Annotated in this window: 13 protein-coding genes; 3 read left to right on the plus strand and 10 right to left on the minus strand. The window is 46.0% G+C overall.

Annotated elements, in window-relative coordinates; all coding sequences use genetic code 11:
* Positions 1-123: 123 nt before the first annotated feature.
* On the plus strand, positions 124-2,385 hold the full coding sequence (locus CHA01nite_RS05695) for a glycoside hydrolase family 3 C-terminal domain-containing protein (protein WP_146940344.1): 2,262 nt from the start codon (positions 124-126) through the stop codon (positions 2,383-2,385).
* Between the two features lie 606 nt (positions 2,386-2,991).
* On the opposite strand, the gene CHA01nite_RS05700 is transcribed toward CHA01nite_RS05695, so the two are convergent.
* Together CHA01nite_RS05700 and CHA01nite_RS05705 are read right to left on the minus strand one after the other, a co-directional pair.
* Positions 2,992-3,738, minus strand: a complete 747-nt coding sequence (locus CHA01nite_RS05700) for a metallophosphoesterase (RefSeq protein WP_146940345.1) — start codon at positions 3,736-3,738, stop codon at positions 2,992-2,994.
* 633 nt (positions 3,739-4,371) lie between these two features.
* Entirely contained in the window at positions 4,372-5,754 is a 1,383-nt protein-coding gene (locus tag CHA01nite_RS05705; RefSeq protein ID WP_146940346.1) for an MFS transporter, read from the minus strand.
* A gap of 143 nt (positions 5,755-5,897) precedes the next feature.
* On the opposite strand from CHA01nite_RS05705, the gene CHA01nite_RS05710 reads away from it, so the two are divergent.
* Complete coding sequence (locus CHA01nite_RS05710) at positions 5,898-6,368, plus strand: Lrp/AsnC family transcriptional regulator (protein ID WP_146940347.1); 471 nt, start codon at positions 5,898-5,900, stop codon at positions 6,366-6,368.
* A gap of 298 nt (positions 6,369-6,666) precedes the next feature.
* Complete coding sequence (locus tag CHA01nite_RS05715) at positions 6,667-7,434, plus strand: methyltransferase domain-containing protein (RefSeq protein ID WP_146940348.1); 768 nt, start codon at positions 6,667-6,669, stop codon at positions 7,432-7,434.
* Between the two features lie 49 nt (positions 7,435-7,483).
* On the opposite strand, the gene CHA01nite_RS05720 is transcribed toward CHA01nite_RS05715, so the two are convergent.
* From CHA01nite_RS05720 to ilvB, 8 genes are all read right to left on the minus strand, one after another.
* A complete protein-coding gene (locus tag CHA01nite_RS05720) occupies positions 7,484-8,149 on the minus strand; it encodes a hypothetical protein (RefSeq protein ID WP_146940349.1) in 666 nt (221 codons plus the stop codon).
* Between the two features lie 6 nt (positions 8,150-8,155).
* Positions 8,156-9,673 (minus strand): patatin-like phospholipase family protein, encoded by a 1,518-nt coding sequence (locus CHA01nite_RS05725; protein ID WP_146940350.1) that lies wholly within the window; start codon positions 9,671-9,673, stop codon positions 8,156-8,158.
* 476 nt (positions 9,674-10,149) lie between these two features.
* A complete protein-coding gene (locus CHA01nite_RS05730; protein WP_146940351.1) occupies positions 10,150-11,070 on the minus strand; it encodes a helix-turn-helix domain-containing protein in 921 nt (306 codons plus the stop codon).
* A gap of 514 nt (positions 11,071-11,584) precedes the next feature.
* The gene (locus tag CHA01nite_RS05735; protein ID WP_146940352.1) at positions 11,585-12,460 is read right to left on the minus strand and encodes an SDR family oxidoreductase; all 876 of its coding nucleotides are present in this window, start codon (positions 12,458-12,460) and stop codon (positions 11,585-11,587) included.
* A gap of 423 nt (positions 12,461-12,883) precedes the next feature.
* Positions 12,884-14,146: a threonine ammonia-lyase IlvA gene (gene ilvA / locus CHA01nite_RS05740; protein ID WP_146940353.1), complete on the minus strand. Its 1,263-nt coding sequence runs from the start codon at positions 14,144-14,146 to the stop codon at positions 12,884-12,886.
* An 11-nt stretch (positions 14,147-14,157) separates the two neighbouring features.
* Complete coding sequence (gene ilvC, locus CHA01nite_RS05745) at positions 14,158-15,639, minus strand: ketol-acid reductoisomerase (RefSeq protein WP_146940354.1); 1,482 nt, start codon at positions 15,637-15,639, stop codon at positions 14,158-14,160.
* Positions 15,640-15,797: 158 nt separating this feature from the next.
* On the minus strand, positions 15,798-16,388 hold the full coding sequence (gene ilvN / locus CHA01nite_RS05750; protein WP_146940355.1) for an acetolactate synthase small subunit: 591 nt from the start codon (positions 16,386-16,388) through the stop codon (positions 15,798-15,800).
* A 130-nt stretch (positions 16,389-16,518) separates the two neighbouring features.
* Complete coding sequence (gene ilvB, locus CHA01nite_RS05755; protein ID WP_146940356.1) at positions 16,519-18,261, minus strand: biosynthetic-type acetolactate synthase large subunit; 1,743 nt, start codon at positions 18,259-18,261, stop codon at positions 16,519-16,521.
* Positions 18,262-18,416: the final 155 nt, after the last annotated feature.

The following is an 18,416-nucleotide window of genomic DNA, read 5'->3' on the forward strand; positions in this document are numbered from 1 at the left end:
GAAAGCTGAATTTACAGGCTATAAAGCTGGTTATTAATAACCATTTATCCTAATTTTTATTTTCTCAATTTGAGACTATAATTTTTTTTGCTATTTTTGCTATCAATCAAAAAAAGGATTTTTATGCTAAAGAAAACCGCCATTGTAAGTTTATTTACCTTTATTTCTGTTTCTTATATGGCTCAAAATACAAGACTTCCCGTTTATCTGGACGAGTCGAAACCTGTGGAACAGCGTGTAAAGGATGCCCTATCGAGAATGACGCTGGAAGAAAAAGTGGCGATGCTTCATGCGCAGTCGAAATTCAGTTCACCGGGCGTTCCGAGACTGGGAATCCCCGAATTCTGGACGACTGATGGCCCGCACGGGGTGCGCCCTGAAGTGATGTGGGACGAGTGGAACCAGGCGGGCTGGACCAACGATTCCATTATTGCCTATCCTGCCCTGACTGCTCTTTCCGCGACGTGGAACAAAAAAATGTCGTGGAATTACGGGAAAGCGCTTGGCGAAGAAGCCCGTTACCGGAAGAAAGATATCCTTCTGGGACCTGGCGTGAACATCTACCGCACGCCACTGAACGGAAGAAACTTCGAATACATGGGCGAAGATCCTTATTTAACATCAAAAATGGTGGTGCCTTATATCAAAGGCGTACAGTCCAACGGTGTGGCTACGTCGGTAAAGCATTTTGCCCTGAACAACCAGGAAATGTTCCGCCACACGAGCAACGTGAAAGTGGATGAACGTACGTTATATGAAATTTACCTGCCCGCGTTCAAGGCTGCCGTTACCGAAGGCGATTCCTGGACGATCATGGGCGCCTACGATATGTACAAAGGCCAGTATGCCAGCCAGAACCAGTATCTGCTGAATGATATCCTGAAAGGGGAATGGAAATACAAAGGCGTCGTCGTATCCGACTGGGGCGCGGTAAACAATACCGAACAGGCCATCCACAACGGGCTGGATCTTGAATTCGGAAGCTGGACCAACGGTCTTTCGGCCGGAACAAAAAATGCTTACGACAATTATTATCTGGCCAAACCGTACCTCGATCTTATTAAATCCGGAAAAGTGGGAACCAAAGAGCTTGACGATAAAGTTTCCAGACTTTTAAATTTAGCCTACAAAACAACGATGAACCGGAATAAGCCTTTCGGGAATATCGCTTCGGAAGAGCATAAAGCCGTTGCCAAAGAAATTGGCGAAGAAGGAATTGTACTGCTGAAGAACCAGGGGAACGTCCTTCCGATTGATCTCAGTAAAGGCAAAAGAATTGCAGTGATCGGAGAAAATGCCATCAAGATCATGACGGTCGGCGGCGGATCTTCTTCATTAAAAGTAAAATATGAAACCCTTCCGCTGGACGGCATCAAATCCCGGTTCGGAAAACAGTCGGACGTACAGTATGCCCGTGGATACGTGGGCGACATCGGCGGCGAATACAACGGCGTACAATCCGGACAGGACCTGAAAGACACCCGTTCTCCGCAGGAACTGCTGAATGAAGCCGTGGAACTGGCCAAAAGATCCGACTATGTAATTTTCGTGGGCGGACTGAACAAAGCGGACTTCCAGGACAGTGAAGGCAACGACCGTAAAAGCTATGGATTGCCTTACCACCAGGACAACGTGATCTCAGCTTTGGCCAAAGCCAATAAAAACCTTGCGGTAGTACTCGTTTCAGGAAACGCCGTGGCCATGCCGTGGATCAAAGAGGTTCCGACGGTAGTCCAGGCCTGGTACCTGGGTTCCGAAGCCGGAAATTCAATAGCAGCAATTCTGGCGGGTGATGCCAATCCTTCAGGAAAACTGCCGTTTACTTTCCCGGTGAAGCTGGAAGACAACTCGGCCCACCAGTTGGGAGAATATCCCGGAAATAAGGAAGAGCTGGCAGCCGATAAAGGCAAAGACCAGAAAAACCCGATCAATATTACCTATAACGAAGGAATCCTGGTAGGCTATCGTTGGCACGACACCAAAAAAATCAAGCCGCTGTTCAGTTTCGGTCACGGATTGAGTTATACGACTTTTGAATTCGGAAAAGCCAGAGCCGATAAAAAGACGATGGCTCAGGACGATACCATTACCTTTACGGTTTCCGTAAAAAATACAGGATCGAAAGCCGGAGCGGAGGTCGCCCAGCTGTATATTTCAGACCTGAAGTCTTCGGTACAGCGGCCGGCAAAAGAACTGAAAGGTTTTGAAAAGGTATATCTGAACCCGGGAGAACAGAAAGAAGTCACCTTTACCATCGATAAGACGGCCTTAAGCTTCTTCGACACCCAAAAACACGACTGGGTAGCGGAGCCGGGCGATTTTGAAGCCCAGATCGGAAACTCTTCGGATGCCATCAAAACCAAGGTGAAGTTTACCCTGAAGTAATTTTACTTATATATATTTCTAAACGTGACTGCCCGGGCTTTGGCCCGGGTATTTTGTTTGGCAGTGGTGACAGGCCGAATCTGTATTACTAATGGATAAACCCGGAAAACTCCGATTGATGGGCTGGATGAGGGAAGCCAGAGGTTGGAAGTATTCCAGTCATCCTTACAATCGATAACCTTAAATATTGAGAAATATTGATTTGATACTGATATTTTAACGTGAATTCGGCAGTATCTAAATTATATTCCGTTTTTCAATTAATTTAGAAAATAAAACTAATGCTAATTCGGTCAGCATTTTAAATGAAATCGCTCTAAGATAAAATGACAAAAGATTAAGTTTAATAATCAGGACCTGTGACCCTATTTTTGACAAGAAAAACTTCCGGCATCCAGCTTCCCTCTTCCAGCCTATTAATTCAAGTTCTTCTTCTTGTTCATGTTATTTTAATAAACACCGGACATCTTAGCCCCGATTGCAACGGCATCCTTTTTTGTTGCGGGTGGAGCGAAGCGGAGGCCGTGACAAAAAAGATACAGTGGAAAGCGGGAAATAGCTCCGAATAAAGGGTAAGGGTAAGAGAAATGACAAATCGTCTTTTCATTAAACCTCTACCATCAGTTCTTTTTCATAGCCATTATACCTTTCATTGATATAGCCGTGCGGGTTGCAGATGATTTCCGTTTCTCCGATATTGTATCTTTTCGGGGTATGGATGTGGCCGTGGATCCAGTACAGCGGCTGGTGATCAAGGATAAAATCTTCCAGGTCCGAAGCATAGGCCGACGTTAACGGATCTTCCTTAAAATGTTCCGGAACCGACTGAAGACTTGGGGCGTGGTGCGTCACTACAATATTCTTCATGCCTTTTGAACTTTCCAGGCTCTCTTTAAGCCATAATCTTGAAAACTGATGAATCTTAAAGATGTCAACCGACCGCATTTTCGAATAGGACGGATCCCGCCTGATCTGCCTGTAGTCGTTCATCCCGTTCTGGCAGACAAACCCGTAATACCTCGGATCACCGAATACCGAAAAATCAGTCCACAAGGTCGTTCCGTGAAAACGGACATCCTCAATATCTACGGAATCATTTTCAAGTACGGAAACGTTGGAATTCCGGGCAGCCTCTTTTATTTTATTGAGGGTTTTCGGATAGGAGCCTTTGTAATATTCGTGATTGCCGAGAACATAAATGACCGGCTGATCCGGGATTTTTTCTTTGATCCATTCGATTCCCTTGGTTCCCAGATTCACATCCCCTGCCAGCACCACGACGTCCGCCCTATCAAACGAAAGGTCGGAAACTCCGAATTCGCGGTGAAGGTCGCTGATGATCTGTATTTTCATAAATAATTGACTAAAAAGCAAAAGTAATAAAAGACAAATAAACTAACGTGGATTCGAGTTACAAACCGTACTTAAAAGGCTGGAAGAGGGGTGCTGGATGCTGGAAGCACTATTGTTCAAGAATATTGCCATTAATTTTGAATATCAACTGATTTTTTCACTACGCTAAAGCCTTAAGATCTTCACTTTTCTTTTAATTCCATTAAATCGCTTAAAAACAAATAAGTGCCATTGAATTCACATTAAACTTCCATCTTTTTGAGTCTGTGCGGAAGTACGACCGTTCAATAAGGTACAAAAAGAAAAACACCTTAAACACATAGGAGATATAAGATTTTTAATTTCTCGCTGTGCATATTTCAGATCACATAAGAATTTAAAAATCGAAGATTTTTTATTTAAACAGCCTGATATTCATTCTATCCTGTCGTCAGGTAAAGATTTCAGTGAGAATCTTTCCAGACTGTTCGTTGAGATCACATAAGCCCTGAAAAATCAAAGATTTTTCAGGGCTTATGTGATCTAAAAAATATTTTCAGACCGTTAAAATCTCTGTGACTCATGTGTTTCAAATAAAAGAACCGGCGCAGTGCACCGGTTCCCAATCAATATCATTTAGTTAAAGGAAAATATTTATGAGACGGCGATTTCTTTCTGCCGGATCCGAAGGTTCCGGAAAATCAGATACGAAAGCATGGCCAAAGCAAAAACAGCGTATCCGATCAGAATGGTAATGCTGAGCGTTCCTACTGCCAGCGCGGAAGGAAAAACCTGGCTCATCAGGGTCATGAACGACAATCCGAGTCCTGCCCCCAGGAAATAGCTGGTAGAACCCAGGCTGGCCGCCACCCCATAATCCGAGGCGCTCACATCCCGGATCCCCAGCACGGATAAAGCCGTAAAACAGAAGGTCATCCCGATTCCTGAAATACAGGCGGCTCCCGATAAAACCAGCAGCAACGGATGCCCCGAATGCACGGAGATTAAGAGCAAAACGGCACCCGTAAGCATAAAGACCCAACCGAAAATTCCCATCTGCGACGGATTCATTCTTTTTGCCACATGAGGAAGGACAAACTTCGCCACCAGTGCCGACAGGATGCTGAACGGTACCAGCATCAGTCCGGCCGATGCCGCGCTTTGCCCCATGTCTTTCTGAAGCATCAGCGAAATCAGGAATAAAAACCCGATAAAAAACGCCCCTAAGGCAACAAATGCAAAATTGGAAACCGTTAACGAAGTATGCCGGAATATAGTAATGTCGATCAAAGGTTCAGGCTTCGATTTGAGGCGGTAAACAACCGACAGAAGCAGTACGGCGGCCAGCGCCAGAGATCCCGTCACCATGAAGATATGCGCTCTGATATGGACCAGTTCATGCGTCCCGTAGGTCAGGCCCAGCAATCCCAGTACCAGCAGTACCCCTGAGAGCAAATCTGTTTTCTGAGCTTCTCTTTTTTCATCTTGCGGAAGATAACGGAGGGCAAAGATTAAGGTCATCAGTAAAACCGGAACATTGATCAGGAATACCCAGTGCCAGCTCAGATATGTGCTGATGATCCCTCCCAGTGACAGCCCGCTCCCCGACCCGATGGCGGCGAATGAACTGAAAATCCCTATGGCCCGGCTCCGCTCGCGTTCTTCCCGGAAGGTATGGGTAACAATCGACATGGCCGAAGGCATGATAAAAGCGGCACCCAATCCCTGCAGAGCCCTGAACACAGCCAGCGTTCCGAAGCTGGTTGATAAACCGGCTCCCAGGGAAGTGAGCATAAAGATCAGCGAACCCCACAGAAAGATTTTCCGGCTCCCGATCTGATCGGACAATTTTCCGCCGATAATCAGAAATCCACCGAAAAACAGGACATACAGCGTCTGCAGCCATTGCACCGTCTCCGCGCCGATTCCGAATTGTGCCTGAATCGAAGGGATTGTCAGGTTAATAATGGCAATATCCAGTGCTTCTACAAATGTTCCCGCCGAGGCAATCATCAGGATCAGGTTCTTTCTTTCCATATTTTTCAATTATGCTGCAAAATTAAAATTAACAGGACGCTTGTCAAAATTAAACAGTAATTTTGGAACACATTTAAATTTAAAAACACTTTAAAAGAACAAAATCTCCGTTTAACCTTATTTTATCATAAAAAACAGAACAAATGGCCACCGAAAATTATGTACCGGACGAAAAGGACCTCTCCATCCTCCGTATCCTGCAGAAAGACGCGAAGCTGAGCGTCCGTGACATCGCTGCCCGCATCAACCTCAGCCCTACGCCGACGCATGAAAGGATCAGGAGGATGGAAAAACTGGGCATCATCAAAGAGTACACCACCGTTATCGACCGGAAAAAGGTGAATAAAGGAATGATGGTGATCTGCATGATTGCCCTGAATGTCCACAATAAAAAAACAGCCGGCAAATTCATTGAGGAAGTGAGCAGGCTGAAGGAAGTGGTGGAATTTTACAACATCAGCGGTGATTTCGATTTCATGCTGAAGATCCTCGCCCCGAATATGGATGAATTCCATGAATTCTTTGTCAATACCTTATCCGAAATCGAAGGCATCGGACAGACCAAAAGCATCTTCGTGATGAACAGCATCAAGGAAAGCCCGCAGATTTTATAATCCGGTTAAGCGATAATCCGGCGGTAAAGTTTTTATTAATTTAACGTGAATTCGGATGAAACGGCTGGAAGAGGGATGCCGGATGCAGGAAGTTTTTTCTGTCAAAATAGGATCAGAGGCAATTATGATCAAGCTGCATCTTTTGTCATCCTGCCGGAAGAAATTCCATTTAAATCCTAACGGGATTGGCCTTAATTTTATTTTTGAATAAATTAAACATTTGAACATCAATTGAAAACGCTCGAATTCACTTTAATTTAAATAAAATCACTATATTCCATGGTCTTAAAAAACAGTTATGCCCTGGAATCCCGAAGTCTACAACCGGTTTAAAAATATCCGTTTCAAACCTTTTTTCGATCTGTCTGATCTGATTACCGATCACGGAAACATGAAAGCCATCGATCTCGGCTGCGGGACCGGCGAACAGACCGCCCTTCTTGCTGAAAAATTCCAGCAGTCCGTCTTTACCGGCATCGACTCTTCCCCGGAAATGCTGGCCCGGGCAGAAAACCTCCGGCATGAACGGCTGCATTTCAGGCAGACGACGACAGAAGAAGTCCTGGAAAGCGATGAACGCTGGGACCTCATCTTCAGCAATGCGGCGCTGCAATGGTCGGACCATCACCACGACCTTTTCCCGAAACTCATTTCCAGACTGAATCCGGACGGCCAGCTGGCAGTACAGATGCCCTATCAGCCGGGAAATCTCCTGAACCGGATTTTATTTGATCTGGCATCGGAAGAACCTTTCCGTACCCAATTGGATGGCTGGAATATCCATTCTCCCGTATTAACCCTTGATGAATATGTACAGATTCTTTTTGAAAACGGCTTAAAAGATTTAAATGTATTCCAGAAAGTATATCCGATCATCGCAGAAGATCATGACACCTTATTTAATTTTATCTCCGGCTCTGCCCTGATCCCATACCTGGAACGGCTCACCGAAGATCAGCAAAACGCTTTTACCACCGAATTCAAACGCAGAATTGCAAAAGAATTCCCGAAACTCCCGGCGGTGTATTCTTTTAAAAGGATTTTGATGTATGGACGGAAGACCTGAAAAGCTGCTTCTCCGGTCAGAAGCTGCTTTTCAGGTTAGATTCATTGTATTAACCAAATAAAGTAGACATCGCGTACCATCGGATGGCATCAATTCTAGCAAACAATTCCGAGATCAAAGGCTGAACGGATAGAACTATCATGACTGTCGCCATTATTCCGATGACAATGACGATCCTGTAAAGAATATTGAAGTTGTTCCTGAAATATTTTTTATCAATAATGATACAGCCGGCCAGCGGGCATAAGGCCAGCAGCCATTTCATTTTCGCCAGGAACGGCAGCCCGGAAACAGTAACGTCGGTACGGCTTATAATTTCACAGTACAGCCGGTTTTCCCACCAGTCGGAAATGACATAGGCAACGGAAACCACCAGTAGAACATTTAAAATCGGGGTCATTTTTTTCCGGTCTTCCTGTCGGATTTTTCTCATTCGCTTATCATCAGCGTTGATGCTTTTAAGCGTCAGCACATAAGTAATGAGGAAAATCCCGTATACCCATAAAAAGATATCATCATAATTAAGGGTCGTAAACTCTGCGGCCCTCAGGTGAGGAAATCCCCGGTAAACCTCCTGAAAATCCGCTGATGAATTAATTTCAAATGATTTTCCTTCCAGAGCCATTACAGCCTTCGGTAGCTGCAAAAACATGATAACCCCATACAGGGCAGCGGCGAAAAGGATGCAGGCATCTTTTAATATTCTCAGTATCATATCAGTTTATTTAATGTTCTGTCTTTGTATTTTATATTCTTTCCAGTCGAATTTTTCCAAAAATTCCAGAGCGGCTTCTACGCCTTCCAGGAACAGGGCATCTTTTTCCTTTGAGGTCAGGTTGAAATTCAGCCAGCTGATTTCCGTCCGGTACACTCTGATCTCAGAAATACAGTATTTTTTATAGAAAGGGTTGATGGCCAGGAATGAATTGTCTTCATTGTTGCGGATGGTATCGATCATCTGTCCTATAAATCCTCCGAAAGAAATATTTGCTTTTGTCTCAATACCATTTCTCACGGCTCTTTCCACAGGGCGCTCGTCTATGATCCTGACACCGAAGATCGGGAAGCGTGGTACCGAAATCTCGCTGTTATGAAAAAGGTTGATTGGAAAGTTGGACAATGAACCGCCGTCGATCATAATGCCGTAGGATTTTACATCTTCCCTGTCGATTCCTTTCCAGATTTCCCACAGGAAACTCCTGCTGCCATCCTGCTCCACCTTTTCGGTATAAGTCTCAAAAATTTTAGGCTTGAAAAAGAATGGGATAGCCATGGATGACCTGACGTATTGAGCCGGATTGTTTTTGGCGGCTTCAGATTCACCGAAGTACAGATTCACTTCTTTCGGAAGTACAACCTTGCACTTATTGTAGATATCCGTGGTTACAAACGAATAATCTGTTTTAAGTACGTCATAGCCCGTCCGTAAAACGTCTTCCGATTCCAGATTCAGGCGCATCGTGCTTTTTCCGGCAGCGGTATATGATTTATCAGCTATATTCAGGCTGAACTTGAGTTTAGCTTTATCATCCAGCTCTTCCTGGCTGGTAATCCCGAAACCGGCCAGTTCCCTTTCCAGAAAGGCTTCGAACTTATCTCCGGGATTAATTCCGAACTGATTGGTTGCAAATTTTCTGATCAGGAGAATGAGATATCCGGTCCACAACAGAAAGACTACCGTAAAAATCCCGTAAACCACTTTTCCTTCGTTTCCGACATGGCTGAGCCAGGGCAAGGGAAAAAGCATCAGCAGCAGCAAAACCAGCGAGATGCCCAGAAAGTTCATGACGAGCCCTTTTCCCCTGAGAATAAGCTGCCTGAGCAGAATGTTTTTGGTATCCACGAAACCTTTTACGTCAAACCGGCTTTCGTTGAAGATCATATCATAGAGTTCCGGGCTTTTAGGATCATTTTTCTCACCGATGGCCGCCAGAAAAACCGTATTGATGGCGCCTGCGCTGGTACCCGCCAGCTTTAAAAAACGGATCCCAACATATTCCAGCACAAAGGTATATCCTACCAGCGCATAGCCGAGAACGCCCCCACCCTGTTGAACAAAATCTACCCAGTACAGCTTTTTACCGCCTTCCGCAGAAGTAATGTCGGAAAATGTTTTATCGGAAAGCTCTTCCATTCTTTTCAGAAGCGTCCCTATTTCTTCATTTCCTTTGAAAATACAGGTTCCGTATTTGTCCAGGATCGTATCAAAACTGGTGTTAATGTTTTTTTGATGTTCCATAAGTATTCGTTTTTAAAAAAATTGAGTTTCCATTTTCATCTTTCGAACGCAGGGTCCGGTAACGCCCATAAGGTCTCACAAGTGTTACAGTTTCCCCTGAAAGCAAAATAAGCCTGTAGATTTCCGGTACAGACCAGAAACTGCAGGGTTAATTCGGGACCATGGCTCAGCCCGGGCATATGATGATGGTACATAAATAAGTTAAGTCCCGCGAAGGGTAAGAAAAAGGTGAATTTTAAGGAAAAAGACAGAGGCTCTCCTATATCAGGAATAGCCGGTAATTGACTGAAATTCATGGGACTTAGTTTTGGATAAAGTTAATAAATAATTATATTTCAAAAGTACTTTTTTTGAAAATTTTTAACTTTAAACACAATCCATGCTGAGCAGGTGTGGGACTCAGGTTTTATTTTCAATCTTATTTAGTCCAAAACAGAATAAGATTTTCCATAATTTTAATTAAAGATTTTGCATCCTCAATTAAACCCCTGCCGAAACTCCAGCGGCGACTGTTTCGTTTTGCTTTTGAAAAGTTTGCTGAAAGACTGGGAATGCTCGAAGCCTAGCTGGTAGGCGATTTCACTGACGGAAAGGCTGGTGGTGGAGAGTTTTTCCTTGGCTTTTTCAATGAGCTTTCCGTGGATGTGCTGCTGGGTGCTCTGGCCGGTGAGGACTTTCAGCAAACCACTTAGATATTTCGGGGAAACGCCGAGTGCTCCCGCAACGGATTTCACCGACGGCAAACCTTTGGAGATCAGATCGTCGCTGTTGAAATACGTGGAAAGCTGGGCATCGAGACGGCCAAGGATTTCATGGCTGGATTTTTCCCGGGTGATAAACTGGCGATGGTAGAATCTTTCGGAATAATGCAGCAGGGTTTCGATCTGCGAAATGATGATCTGCTTGCTGAATGCGTCAATCGCCGAATGGTACTCCTGCCCGATCGTACTTACGATGGCATTCAGCGTTTCTTTTTCCTTTTCCGAAAGAAAAAGGGCCTCGTTCACTGAATAGTCGAAGAACTCATACCGTCCGGTTATATTGGCCAGCGGCGTATTCCACAGGAAATCGGGATGGATCATCAGCATCCAGCCGGAACGTTCGGCATTGGGATTTTTCGCAGCTTCGATCCGGAATACCTGCCCGGGTGCCATGAAGAACATCAGGCCTTCGTCAAAATCGTAATCCTGCTGGCCGTACCTGAATTTCGTCATCATTCCCTTCTTCAGGCTGATCTGGTAAAAATCAAGTACCCAGCTGATTTCGCCGATGTCCTCGGAGTGCACGATCTTCGAGTAATCGACAATGCTGATCAGCGGATGTTCCGGTGGCGGAAAACCGCGCAGCCGGTGGAATTCGCTGATGGTTTTTATTCTTTGGATGGGTCGCTGTTCCATAATCCGAAGGTACGGTTTATTGTTTAATGGTTTTAACACTTTATTATTTCTGTGATTTAGATTGAGCTGAAAAAATTTAAGCACAAAAGTTATGACACATCAGTCACATCAGATTTTGTTTACATTCGTCGCGCATATTTTAGATCACATCAGAAAAAATCAAAGATTTTTATGCTCCCTCGTTAAATCATCGGAATCACCGGTGGCTGAGCGGAGCCGAAGCCACATCATAATAGCTCAACCACAAAAGCCACAAAAGATATTCATACTGTAGAATAAAGATGAATACCTGATGCCTAATAAAGCGCACCAAAGTTTTTAAAAATCTTTGATTTTTAATCTCATCTGTTCTGAAAATATACGCAACCTTTTAGAATCTTTCTTTGTGACTTATATGTCAAATAAACGCATTTATTCAGCGAAATCTGCGGGAGATCTTTCAGATCCCGGTGGCTGAGGTTACCGAAGTCATGCCATCATCCGGGCCTCGGCTCTTTTCAGCTACCGGCTGTCATCAGATGAAATAGTTTTCTGTTATATCTTCCAGCAGTCCCGGATGTTGCGGTTCCCAGTTCAGGGCTTCCCGGGTGCGGGTTCCTGTCGCGGCACCTTCATAAACCAGGAAACGGCTGAGCCAGTCGAAATGGTTTTCCATTTCTACTTCTGACAATGGCTGCACCGGCAGATTCAGCTTTTCACCAATCACCGTGGCAATTTCCCGGAGCGGAATTGAAGAATCGCCGACTACATTGTATATTGCACCCCTTGCTCCTTTCTCAACAGCCAGGCGATAAGCACGGGCAGCATCCAGGCGATGAACGGCCGACCAGTTTTTTTCGTCTGCAGGATAAGCCGACACGCCGTTTTTGCGGGCCTGACCGATGATAAACGGTACGAAGCCTTTGTCCCCTAGGTCATGAACCGACGGCGGAAGACGGATCACTGAAATGTCAGCCCCTCCTTCTGCCAAAGCCAGGGCGGTGGTTTCAGATTTTCTCAGTGAATGGTCTGCCGAACTTTCTTCGGTAATAAACCCGTTGATCAAAGGTTGCCCCAGCAGTCCTGCCGTTACAACCATCGGCTTTCCGCTTTCCTTTACCGCTTCGGCCATGGTCCGGATCGCCGTTTCATCGACCTCACCGGATTTGTGATACTGGGAAAAATCATGGATAAACGCGGTGTGAATAATCCCGTCGGCCAGAGAAGCCCCCTGCTTTAAAACATCAAGATCTTCCAGTCCTCCCGATAACACTTCGGCACCCGCCTCCCGGATGGATTTCGCCGATTCTTCCGAACGGGCCAGTCCGATCACCTGATGGCCGGCATTAATTAATTCCTGAACAACGGCCGAACCTACAAAGCCCGAAGCTCCTGTAACAAATACTTTCATTTTAATTATTTTTGATACAGCAAAGTTCAGAAATTCATTGCAAATCCTTGTAGCCGATTGTCATGATCTTGTAGCCGGAATTTCCGATTGGGGCATATCAGTATTAATTTTTTTCAGAACCAATAAACAATGTATCATTTATCCCAAAACTAAAATTTCAGACGATACATGTGCTTCATATTTATTTTGGCTATCCCTATAGATGTGCTTGCATTTTATATGCGCCATCTGCAAAATCTGCGAGATGCTTAATAGCCTTATTTAACTATAAATGATAAAAATTAAAGCTCTGTTTTATAGTTTATGTATATATGAAATAAATTCGAAAACCTTTCCAAGGCTACAAACTTTTATATGCTGCTATGCGTTTTATATTCAATTTTTATGCAACATGAATATCTTTTGCCGCTTCTGCAGTTTAAATCACACCAGCATATTCAGTACATCCGGGTTGTCATTAAGATAAGATTCGAAATAGCCGAGCTGCTGCATCCTGGATTTCAGTCCTTCAAAATCGGAAGGATCCGAAAGTTCAATACCGACGATGGCCAGCGCTGTTTCCCTGGAATTTTTCTTGGTGTATTCGAAATGGGTGATGTCATCATCGGAACCCGGGACGTTCAGCACAAAATCCTTCAGGGCCCCCGGCCGCTGCGGGAATTTCACCATAAAGTAATGCTTCAGCCCTTTGTACAGCAATGCCCGCTCCTTGATTTCCTCCATGCGCGTAATGTCGTTGTTGCTTCCGCTGACGATGCAGACCACCGTTTTCCCACGGATCCGGTCCCGGTAATGGTCCAGTGCGGAAATCGATAAGGCCCCGGCCGGTTCAAGCACGATGGCATCTTTATTATAGAGCTGGAGGATCGTATCACAGATCCGGCCCTCATCCACCGCGATACAGTCGTTCAGTGCGTGTCTACAGATCTCGAAATTCAGGTCTCCTACCCTTTTCACCGCAGCTCCGTCGACAAAGTTATCGACTTCCGGCAGTTCCGTATTCGAATTGTTGCCGATGGATATTTTCATGGAAGAAGCCCCCTTCGGTTCCGTGCCGATCAGGAGGGTATCCGGAGAAAGGGCTTTGAATACCGTTGCAATTCCGGCAGCGAGGCCGCCACCGCCGATCGGAATGAACATGAAATTCACCGTTTCCTGCTGCTGTTCCAGGATTTCCAGGGCCAGGGTAGCCTGTCCCTCGATAATCTGAACATCGTCAAACGGATGGATAAAGGCCGCTCCGGAAGCGGCAGCAAAATCCAAGGCGGCACTTTTAGCGGCATCAAACGTATCACCAGCCAACCGGATATCGATGGTACCGCCACCGAACATTTCTACCTGTTCCAGCTTCTGCTTGGGCGTCGTTACCGGCATAAAGACGGTTCCCCTGATGCCGAGCTGCCGGCAGGAAAAAGCAACGCCCTGGGCATGGTTTCCCGCACTTGCACAAACAATTCCGGCATGGGTTTTCCTTTCCTGGAAAAGGCTTTTGATTTTGTTATAGGCACCCCGCAGCTTGTACGACCGCACCGGCTGCAGGTCTTCCCTTTTCAGAAAAATACGGGCGCCAAACTTTTCCGATAACCTCTGACTGTACTGCAGTGGTGTGTAATTTACAACACTTTCTATATTTTTCCGGGCTTTCTCCACAGCTTCCAGGGTGGGCAACATCAGCGTTTCGTTCATAATCTTTTACTTTAAACGGTTCTGATCGATTTCATGGCCGTCATGGCCCGGCGCAGTTTCCTGCCCACCACTTCTACCGGATGGTTTCTCAATATTTCATTCACCTGCACCAATTGCGCATTGTCTACCGTATGGTCTTTCCCTTCATTAAAATCCTTTCCGGCCACATCGGTGTCCATCTTTTTCATAAAGTCTGCCAACAGCGGTTTACAGGCCTGATCGAACAGGTAACAGCCGTATTCTGCCGTGTCGGAAATGACGCGGTTCATCTCGAATAATTTTTTCCGCGCAATGGTATTCGCAATAAGCGGTACTTCGTGCAGGGATTCGTAGTAAGCGGATTCGGGTCTGATCCCTGCTGCTACCATGGTTTCAAAAGCCAGTTCTACACCGGCCCTGATAAAAGCCGACATCAGCAGGTAATGGTCGAAATATTCCTGTTCGCCGATTTTCGTCTCTCCGGCAGGCGTTTTTTCGAAGGCCGTCTCCCCGGTTTCTGCACGCCATTTCAAAAGGTTAGCATCGCCGGCGGCCCAGTCTTGCATCATGGTTTTGGAAAATTCGCCGGAGATGATATCGTCCTGATGTTTCTGAAACAGGGGACGCATAATTTCTTTAAGTTCTTCCGACAATTCAAATGCTTTGACTTTGGCAGGATTGGATAACCGATCGAGCATGCCACTTACCCCGCCATGTTTAAGGGCCTCGGTAATCACCTCAACACCGTACTGCACCAGTCTGGACGCATATCCCGGTTCAATTCCTTTCTCCAACATCTTATCGAATGAAAGGATAGAACCGGTCTGCAGCAGTCCGCACAGAATCGTCTGTTCGCCCATCAGATCCGATTTCACTTCGGCCACGAAAGAGGATTTTAAAACCCCGGCTTTATGACCGCCGGTTGCGGCACAATAGGCTTTGGCTTCAGCCCAGCCTTTTCCCTGAGGGTCATTCTCGGGATGCACGGCAATCAGGGTCGGAACCCCGAATCCCCGCAGGTATTCGGCACGGACTTCGGAGCCCGGGCATTTCGGGGCGACCATAATGACGGTCAGGTCCTTTCGGATCTGCATTCCTTCTTCCACAATATTAAAGCCGTGAGAATATGACAGCGTGGCACCTTGTTTCATAAGAGGCTGAACGGCATTGATCACGGCAGTATGCTGCTTGTCCGGCGTCAGGTTGATCACCAGGTCTGCGGTGGGAACGAGTTCTTCATAGGTTCCGACCCTGAAATTATTTTCGGTTGCATTTTTCCAGGAATCCCTTTTTTGATCGATCGCGTCATAACGCAGCGTATAAGAAACATCCAGCCCGCTGTCCCGCAGGTTCAGACCCTGGTTCAGACCCTGGGCACCGCAGCCTATGATAACGATCTTTTTTCCTTTTAGAGCAGCAACGCCGTCGGAGAATTCCGAGCCGTCCATAAATTCCGCCTGTCCCAATTGGTGAAGCTGCTCTCTGAGTGACAGGGTATTGAAATAATTTGACATGTTGAATGATGATTGTAATTAATAATTGATCAATGATAAATAATGATTGATCACTGATTTTGACAAACTTTACTTTGTCAAAGTTGAAATCCTTGACAAAGTTTATTTATAACACCCGTCCCGAAATCATCCGGAACTTTTTGACATCGTTTTTTATTTTACATGGTAAAAACGTGGTCCCGTTGATCCAGGAACTCATTTTCAACAATAGTCGGGGAAGGCGCGCGGTTTTCGAACTGCAGGACTTTCTGGTGGATGCCCGCACTGTTTTTGATGATGGCAATTCTTGCCCCGCGCACAAATTCGATGAGCCCGTATTTGTTGAGCTCTTCGGTCAGCCGGTCTATTTCCTCACGGTGCCCGGCAGTTTCAAAAACGATGTAGTCCTGACGGATTACGACCGTAGACGCGCCGTACTGACGGAGCAACCTTTCCACATAGACTTTCTCGGTCACAACCTCTGCCGGAACTTTGTAAAGTGCCTGCTCCTGCCACACGATTTCATCATCGGTATTAAAGTAAGCCTTCATGACATCCACCTGCTTCTCCAGCTGCCGGCAGAGCTTTCTGACGATTTCTTCACTTTCGGTAATCACCAGGGTAAACCGGTGGATACCTTCCACTTCCGAAGGCGAGGTGTTCAGGCTTTCGATATTGATCTTCCGGCGGGAAAAGATTCCGGCAATCCGGCCAATGAGCCCAACCGAGTTTTCCGTATATAAGGTGATGGTGAATTCTTTTTTTTCCATGAATAAATGATTTAGGTTGAGGTTGAGGTTAAGGCTAAGGTTTAGGTTTAGGTTTAGGTTTAGGTTTAGGTATAAATATTCCCTGACTTCTCTATGCTGTCTTAACAGTTTGAATTTCTTTCGGATGGTTTTATTTTAAACGGATTTCCGAAACGGATGAACCCTGGGTAACCATCGGGAAGACGTTGTTTTCTTTCCCGACCATTACTTCCAGAAGATAAGCCCCGTCATGATCAAGCATGGTTTCTACTGCGCTTTTCAGGTCTTTTCTTTCTGAAATCCTCTGTCCATCGATGTAGTAGCCTTTGGCTACGGCAACGAAATCGGGACTGGTGATGTTGACGAAGGAATAACGTCTGTCGTGGAAGAGCTGCTGCCACTGTCTTACCATTCCTAGGAATTCATTGTTGAGGATCAGGATTTTTACTTTCGCACCGAACTGCATGATCGTACCCAGTTCCTGAAGGGTCATCTGGAATCCGCCGTCGCCGATGATGGCCACGACCGTTTTCTCCGGAGCTCCGTACCATGCGCCGATCGCGGCAGGCAATCCAAACCCCATCGTTCCAAGACCTCCTGAGGTCACACTGGATCTGGAATTATTGAACCGGGCATACCGACAGGAAACCATCTGATGCTGCCCGACATCGGTGGCAATGATGGCATCGCCGTTTGTCAGTTCGTTTAATATCCGGATCACTTCGCCCATGGTCAGGGTATCCGTAACAGGATTCAGTTCGTTCTGAATAACTTCCTTCACCTCCTCTTTTTCCAGCTCGCGGAATTTCTGTAGCCATTCTGAATGGTCATTTTCCTGAAGAAGTGCCGTAAGCATCGGAAGCGTCTTTTTGCAGTTGCCCCAGACCGGAACGGTGGTCTTTACATTTTTATCGATTTCAGCAGGATCAATATCAAGATGAATAACTTTCGCCTGTCTGGCGTACTTGTCGAGACGGCCGGTTACCCGGTCGTCGAAGCGCATGCCTACGGCAATCAGCACATCACATTCGTTGGTCATGACGTTCGGAGCGTAATTGCCGTGCATGCCCAGCATCCCGACATGAAGTTGATGGCCGGTCGGCAGCGCGCTCAACCCCATTACCGTTGCCGCTGCGGGAAGGTTTACTTTTTCAATAAACGCTTTGAATTCTTCTTCCGCTTTTCCGAGAATTACGCCCTGGCCAAACACCACAAACGGCTTTTTTGCCTGATTGATCAGTTCTGCCGCCCGTTCTATGTACTCGTTTCGGATCTCCGGCTCCGGACGGTAACTGCGGATATAGCTGCATTTTTTATATCCTTCATATTCAAACAGCTGCAGCTGCGCGTTTTTGGTAATATCGATCAGGACCGGGCCGGGCCGGCCGGTTGCCGCAATATGAAAGGCTTTGGCAATGGCTTCCGGGATTTCAGTAGCATCAGTCACCTGGTAGTTCCATTTGGTGACGGGTGCGGTAATGTTGATGACATCGGTCTCCTGGAAAGCATCCGTTCCCAGCAGCGAAGCAAATACCTGCCCGGTAATACATACCAGCGGGTTGCTGTCAATCATCGCATCGGCAAGACCGGTGACCAGGTTAGTCGCTCCCGGCCCGCTGGTGGCAAAGACCACTCCTGTTTTTCCGGAGGTCCGGGCAAACCCCTGGGCCGCATGGATGGCCCCCTGCTCGTGTCGGACCAGAATATGCTTCAGCTTCCCGGAATAATCATACAATGCATCATAGATCGGCATGATGGCTCCGCCGGGATACCCGAAAACCGTGTCTACATTCTCCGCCAGCAAAGTTTCCAGCAGTGCCCTTGAACCGGATAACTCTACCGTTTCCTGTTGCGGTGCCTGCTTATTTTCTGTTTTTGATAGGATTGTATTCATTTTTTGTTGTTTTAAACAATAAATAGTTAAGCCTTCACAAAGACCGTCGAAGACTGATTTGGTTCGGCTGCTAATTTTTAAGGGAATCCCAGAAAATTTATTCAATAACAGAAAAACAATATTCCGTTGTGTTTCCTGAGTTTATTTAAAAAAAT

Origin of the sequence: Chryseobacterium hagamense, assembly GCF_007991455.1 — a bacterium.
GTDB lineage: Bacteria > Bacteroidota > Bacteroidia > Flavobacteriales > Weeksellaceae > Chryseobacterium > Chryseobacterium hagamense.